Here is a 6404-nt window from a genome sequence, read left to right on the forward strand (position 1 = left end):
TCGGCGGGGCGATGTCCTGCCATGGCCCAAGCCCGGCCAGCTGCTCGGTTGCGGTCGATCCGCCAATGCCTTTCATGTCGTTCCTCCAAAGCGCGCCGGGTCGAAGGGCGCCAGATCGATGGGACTGGGCTTGCCCGTTGCCAGCGCAGCAACCAGCTCCCCGGTGATCGCCGCGAGCGTCAGTCCCAGATGCTGGTGCCCGAAAGCGTATAGCAGATTGCGCGCGCGGGCGCTGCGGCCGATCGCGGGCAGATAATCGGGCAGGGTCGGACGTGCCCCCATCCAGGGCTTGCCGGGCAGGTCGAAGGGCAGGCCAAGTTCGGCGACATGGGAACGCAGTTTCGCCCATTTGCTCGGATCGGGCGGCGCGGCGCGCGCGGCGAACTCGACAAAGCTCGCCGCGCGCAGGCCGCCGGCAAAGCGGGTGACGATCATCGAGCGGTCCTCGAACGCCACCGGGGGCATGTCCTGCGGCCAGCGGCTTGTCGGCGACTGGATGTGATAGCCGCGCTCGGCGATCAGCGGGATGCGCGCGCCCATCGGCTGCAAAAGCTCGGCGGATGCGGCCCCGGCGCAGAGCACGATCTGGTCGGCGCGCAGCGTCTCGGCGCCCAGCCGGACGACCGCCTGGTCGCCCTCCAGCGCGATGCCTTCGGCCTGCCCATGCCGGATCGCGCCCCCGTCCGCGGCCAGCGCAGCGCGCAGCGCATCGGCGAGCGCGACGAGATCGGTCATCTGGCCCGAGCCTGCAAAGCGCACCGCGCCGGCTATCTGCGCTCCGCGCGCCAGGTCGCGAATCGCGGCCAGTTCGTCCGCGCTCGCATCGCGGACGCTGGCGGTGCCGATATCGGTTCCGGTCCAGAAGGCGCGGCCTCGCGCCGCGGACGCCGCGCTCTCCCAGGCGACGAAATGGCCGTCCTCGCGCAGCAGGTGCGCCGCGCCGATGATCCAGCTCGTTCGCTTCCAGGCGGGCATCGCCTCGGCAAGGAGCGCGGAGAGTGCCGCCGTGCCCGCCGCGAAGCGCGCTGGGGTGCTGGTGCGCATCAGGCGCAGCGCAAAGGGACCCCAGGTGCCGATCTGTGCTGCGGGAAGCCCCAAGGCGCCGCGCGGATGCATTCTGCCCCAGGCGCTGCGGATCGTCGCCAGCGAGGCGAGCGGTTGGACCTGCTCGACCGCGATATGCCCGGCATTGCCCCAGGATGCACCTTGCGGCTTTTCTTGCGGCTCCAACACTGTCACGATGCAGCCCGCGCGCTGCAGCTGCAGCGCTGCACAGAGGCCGACAAGGCCTCCGCCAATGACGAGAGCGGTCGCGCGCGAAGGATGGCTGCTGTTTTTCATCTTGCAGGTCCCATCCTATAATCGTATACGATTTTATCGCAACAGGGGATTTCCGCGATGATGACGGCTCACAAGACGCTTTGGCAGGGAGTGTATCCCGCCGCCACCACCCAGTTCACCGAAACCCTCGCGATCGATCATGACGCGACGCAAAAGGTGCAATCGGCGCTGGTCGATGATGGCGTGGACGGGCTGATCATCCTGGGCACCTGCGGCGAGAACAATTCGCTCGAATCTGACGAGAAGCTCGCCGTGCTCAAGGGCGCGGTCGAGGCGGTCGGCGGCCGGGTGCCGCTGGTCGCGGGCGTTTCCGAATTCACCACGAAGCGGGCCATCGAATATGCTCGGTCGGCCGAGGCGATCGGCATCGATGCGCTGATGCTGCTGCCGTGCATGGTTTATGTGCCCCGGGTCGAAGAGCTCGAGGCGCATTTCCGCGCGGTAGCCGAGGCGACCAGCCTGCCGATCATGCTCTACAACAATCCGCCCGCCTATCGCGTCAATGTCGATTTCGACACGCTCGCCCGGCTCGAGAACGTGCCCAATATCGTCGCGATCAAGGAAAGCGCGCCCGATCCGCGCCGCTTCACCGACCTGATCAACCGCTTCGGTGATCGCTATACGGTGATGGCGGGCCTCGACGATGTCGCGCTCGAAGGGCTGATGCTGGGCGCATCGGGCTGGGTCTCGGGCCTGACCAGCGCCTTCCCGCGCGAATCGGTCGCTCTGGTCGCGGCGCAGCGGCGCGGCGATTATGCCGAGGCGCTGCGCATCTATCGCTGGTTCATGCCGCTGCTGCATCTCGATGCCGAACACGACCTGGTCCAGTCGATCAAGCTCGCCGAACAGATCATGGGGCGCGGATCGGAACGCGTGCGCATGCCGCGCCTGCCGCTGACCGGCCAGCGCCGCGCCGACGTCATCGCCTGGGTCGAGCAATGCGCCGCGACCCGGCCCGTGCCCGATGTCGCGGCGGCTGCCTGATCGCGCATGAAGCACACGTTTTTCTGCATCGACGGCCATACCGCGGGCAATCCCGTCCGTCTGGTTGCAGGCGGCGCGCCGCTGGTGCGCGGGTCCTCGATGGCCGAGCGGCGGATGGACTTCATCGAGCGGTTCGACTGGATCCGCACCGGGCTGTGCTTCGAGCCGCGCGGGCATGACATGATGTCGGGCGGGTTTCTCTATCCGCCCACCCGGCCTGAGAACGATGTCGGCATATTGTTCATCGAGACCTCGGGCTGCCTGCCGATGTGCGGGCACGGAACGATCGGGATGATCACCTTCGGCCTGGAGCACGGACTGATCCAGCCGCAGACGCCCGGGCTGCTCAAAGTCGAGGTGCCCGCCGGCGACATCCAAATCGAATATGAGCGCGACGGCGACAAGGTGGCCTGGGTGCGCATCCGCAACGTGCCCTCGTTCGTCGCAGCCGAAGGCGTCGAGATCGACGTGCCGGGCCTGGGGCCGCTCAGCATCGACATCGCCTATGGCGGCAATTTCTATGCGATCGTCGAGCCGCAGGGGAACTACACGGGCCTGGACGATCTGGGCGCGGCGCGGCTGATCGAGCATGCGCGCACGATCCGCGCGATGCTGCGCGAAAAGATCGAGCCGGTGCACCCGCTCGACGACCGGATCAGGAGCGTGAGCCATGTGCTCTGGGCCGACAAGCCCAAGGGCGAGGGCGCGGACGGGCGCAACGCGGTCTTCTATGGCGAGCGCGCGATCGACCGCTCGCCCTGCGGCACCGGCACCTCGGCACGGCTGGCGCATCTCGCGCACAACGGCAGGCTCCAGGTCGGCGAGCGCTTCGTGCACGAAAGCTATATCGGCAGCCGCTTCATCGGCCGGGTGGAAGAGGCGATCGAGCTTGGCGGGCGGCGCGCGATCATTCCCTCGATCCAGGGTTCGGCGATCGCGACGGGTTTCAATACCATCTGGATCGACGACAAAGACCCCTTTTGGGATGGCTTCTCTGTGATATGAGAGGCTTATGAGCATCGCCGCGCGCAACCTTTCCGAACAGCTGGTCGACCAGGTTCGCGCCCGCATTCTGAACGGAACCGTCGCGCCCGATCGCCCGATCCGCCAGGACGCGCTCGCCGCCGAAATGGGGGTAAGCAAGATCCCGCTGCGCGAGGCGCTGGCGCGGCTGGAGCAGGAAGGGCTGCTCGCCTCGCAGGCCAATCGCGGCTTCACCGTGCGACCGCTGACCGCCACCGAGGCCGAAGAGGTCTATGCGCTGCGGCTCAAACTCGAGCCAGAAACGATCGCCATTGCTGCCAGGCTGGCCGGAACGGCCGAGCAGCAGGCGGCGTCCGATCTGCTCGATCAGCTCGACAGCCTCACCGATTCGGGAGGCGAAGGCGTCGGCGCGTTCAACCGGGCATTTCACCTTGCGCTGCTCCGCCCCGCCGGGCGCCCGGTGACCTTTACCATTCTCGAACGGCTGCACGTGCTGTCGGAACGCTATGTGCGCAAGCATCTCGAGCCGCTCGGCCGCAACGAGCGCGCCAACGAGGAGCATCGCGATATGCTGCAGGCGTGGCTGGCGCGCGACGAACGCAAGATCGCGGCGCTGACCGTGGTGCATATCGGCAAGACGCTCGATGACCTCAGGCTGCAGCTGCAAACCGATTCCAAGGGACCGCCGGGCTGATCGCCCGCGCGCATAATTATAAAGGGACGCGACGGATGGGGATTTTAGGGCCGATCAAACCGATAGTGCAGGCGGCCGACGCCCCTGAGGGCAGCCGGTTGAAGCCGACATTGTCCTGGCCGCACCTGATTGCGCTGGGCGTAGGTGCGATCGTCGGCACCGGCATCTACACGCTGACCGGGGTGGGCGCCGAGCGCGCCGGGCCTGCGGTGATCCTGGCCTTCGCGATTGCAGGGGCGGTCTGCGCCTGCGCCGCGCTCGCCTATGCCGAGCTCGCGACGATGATCCCGACCGCCGGTTCCGCCTATACCTATACCTATTCGGTGGTTGGCGAGACATTGGCCTGGGTGGTCGGGTGGAGCCTGATCCTCGAATATTCGCTTGCCTGCTCGACCGTCGCGGTCGGCTGGTCCGGCTATCTGGTCGGCTGGTTGCAATCGGCTGGCGTCGAACTGCCCGCCATGCTGCTGTCGGGACCGCATGCAGGCGGTATCATCAATCTGCCTGCGGTCATCGTGTCGCTGGCGATTGCGGGTATGCTGATGGCTGGCACGCGCGAGAGCGCGACGCTCAACATCATCCTCGTCATCATCAAGCTGACCGCGCTCACCGCCTTTGTCGCGCTGGCGCTGCCCGCGTTCGACAGCGCGAACTTCACGCCGTTCATGCCCTATGGCTTCGGCAGCACCGTGCAGGACGGGTCGACCCGCGGGGTGATGGCGGCTGCTGCGATCGTGTTCTTCGCCTTTTACGGCTTCGATGCGGTGGCGACCTCGGCCGAGGAAGCGCGCAACCCGGGGCGTGACCTTACCATCGGCATTGTCGGGTCGATGGCGGTGTGCACGCTGATCTACATGGCGGTGGCGCTCTCCGCCGTCGGGGCGATGTCGTACCTCACGCTCGGCAATTCGCCCGAGCCGCTCGCGCTGGTTCTGCGCACGCTTGGCCATCCGACCGCCTCCTATCTGGTCGCGCTCGCCGCGCTGATCGCGCTGCCTTCGGTGATCCTGGTGATGATGTACGGCCAGAGCCGCATCTTCTTCGTGATGGCGCGCGATGGCCTGCTGCCGCAGGCGCTGTCGCGCGTCTCGCCCAAGACCGGCGCGCCGGTGCTGGTGACCGGAATTACCGGCGTGTTCGTCGCCGCTGTCGCCGGCTTCTTCCGGCTCGACGAGATTGCCGAACTCGCCAATGCGGGGACGCTGCTCGCGTTCATCGCGGTGGGCGGGTGCCTCATGGTGCTGCGCAAGCGCGCGCCCGAATTGAAGCGCGTGTTCAAGTGCCCGCAGCCCTATCTGGTGGGTACTCTGGCGATCCTTGGCTGCCTCTATCTGCTCGCCAGCCTGCCGTCGCAGACGCTGGTGCGCTTTGCGCTGTGGAACGTGGCGGGCCTTGCCTTCTACTTCCTCTACAGCCGCTCGCGCAGCCAGGCGCTGCAGGATCAGAACGCCGGGGCGTAATCAAAACGGGCCGAGCAAGGCCCGCAACAGGGGAACGGACATGCGGATCGGTCGGATTTTGCTGGCGAGCCTGTCGGCGCTCGCGCTGGCGGGCAGCGTTTCGGCGCAATCGCTCGGCCAGGCGGAAAAGCGGGAGGTCGCCGATCCCATCCCGGCGCGGACGCTGGGCGAGGGGCCCTGGCCGCGCACCGTGTTGCGCAACGCGATCTATGTCGACGGCACCGGCGCGCCCGCACAGGGACCGGTCGACATCGTCATCGAGAACGACCGGATCGTGCAGATCGCCAGCATCGGCGCACCCGGCGCGATCGAGGAGGCGCGCAGGCCGCCCAAAGGCGACAAGGAATATGACCTTACCGGTCACTATGTGTTGCCCGGTTTTGTCGATGCGCATGTCCATCTGCACACGCTGAGCGATGGGCAGGGCGTGCCGAGCGACTATGTGCTCAAGCTCTGGCTGGCGCATGGCATCACCACCGCGCGCAATGTCGGCTCGTCCGAAATGTCGATCGAGCAGCAGGTGGCGATCAAGAACCGGCTGGCGCGCAACGAGATTGTTGGCCCCAAGCTCGATGTCTACCCGATGTTCCAGCAGATCGGCCTGCCGATCCGCACCGCAGAACAGGGCCGCGCGGCGATCCGCGATGCCAAAAGGCGCGGCGCGGACGGCATCAAGTTCATCGGCGGCAGCGAGGCGGCGCTGCTCGCCGCGATCGACGAGACCAAGAAGCTGGGGATGCATTCGACGATGCACCATGCCCAGGGCGTGGTCGCCTATGCCAATGTGCTGCGCACCAGCGAGGCGGGCCTCGAATCGATGGAGCACTGGTACGGGCTGCCCGAGGCACTGTTCACCGACCGCAAGCTGCAGGACTGGCCCGGCGATTTCGTCAATACCGACGAGCAGATGCGCTTCGGCGAGGCGGGCAGGCTGTGGAAAC

The 6404-nt window shown here is 67.0% G+C and carries 5 protein-coding genes and 1 pseudogene; 5 read left to right on the plus strand and 1 reads right to left on the minus strand.

What is annotated here, in order from left to right:
* Nucleotides 1-72 precede the first annotated feature (72 nt).
* Nucleotides 73-1341, minus strand: coding sequence for an NAD(P)/FAD-dependent oxidoreductase (locus AX735_RS21830; RefSeq protein WP_066284744.1), 1269 nt, complete (start codon nt 1339-1341; stop codon nt 73-75).
* A gap of 60 nt (nt 1342-1401) precedes the next feature.
* On the opposite strand from AX735_RS21830, the gene AX735_RS21835 reads away from it, so the two are divergent.
* The 5 genes and pseudogenes from AX735_RS21835 to AX735_RS21855 form a co-directional block, all read left to right on the plus strand.
* Nucleotides 1402-2325, plus strand: coding sequence for a dihydrodipicolinate synthase family protein (locus AX735_RS21835; RefSeq protein ID WP_066284757.1), 924 nt, complete (start codon nt 1402-1404; stop codon nt 2323-2325).
* Between the two features lie 6 nt (nt 2326-2331).
* Nucleotides 2332-3330: a 4-hydroxyproline epimerase gene (locus tag AX735_RS21840; protein WP_066284749.1), complete on the plus strand. Its 999-nt coding sequence runs from the start codon at nt 2332-2334 to the stop codon at nt 3328-3330.
* Between the two features lie 7 nt (nt 3331-3337).
* Nucleotides 3338-4003, plus strand: coding sequence for a GntR family transcriptional regulator (locus AX735_RS21845; RefSeq protein WP_066284752.1), 666 nt, complete (start codon nt 3338-3340; stop codon nt 4001-4003).
* Nucleotides 4004-4038: 35 nt separating this feature from the next.
* On the plus strand, nt 4039-5463 hold the full coding sequence (locus AX735_RS21850) for an amino acid permease (RefSeq protein WP_066284754.1): 1425 nt from the start codon (nt 4039-4041) through the stop codon (nt 5461-5463).
* Nucleotides 5464-5503: 40 nt separating this feature from the next.
* Nucleotides 5504-6404: pseudogene (locus AX735_RS21855) on the plus strand (amidohydrolase family protein); the annotation flags it as partial.

It is taken from the genome of Blastomonas sp. CCH1-A6 (assembly GCF_001556365.1).
Taxonomy (GTDB): domain Bacteria; phylum Pseudomonadota; class Alphaproteobacteria; order Sphingomonadales; family Sphingomonadaceae; genus Blastomonas; species Blastomonas ursincola.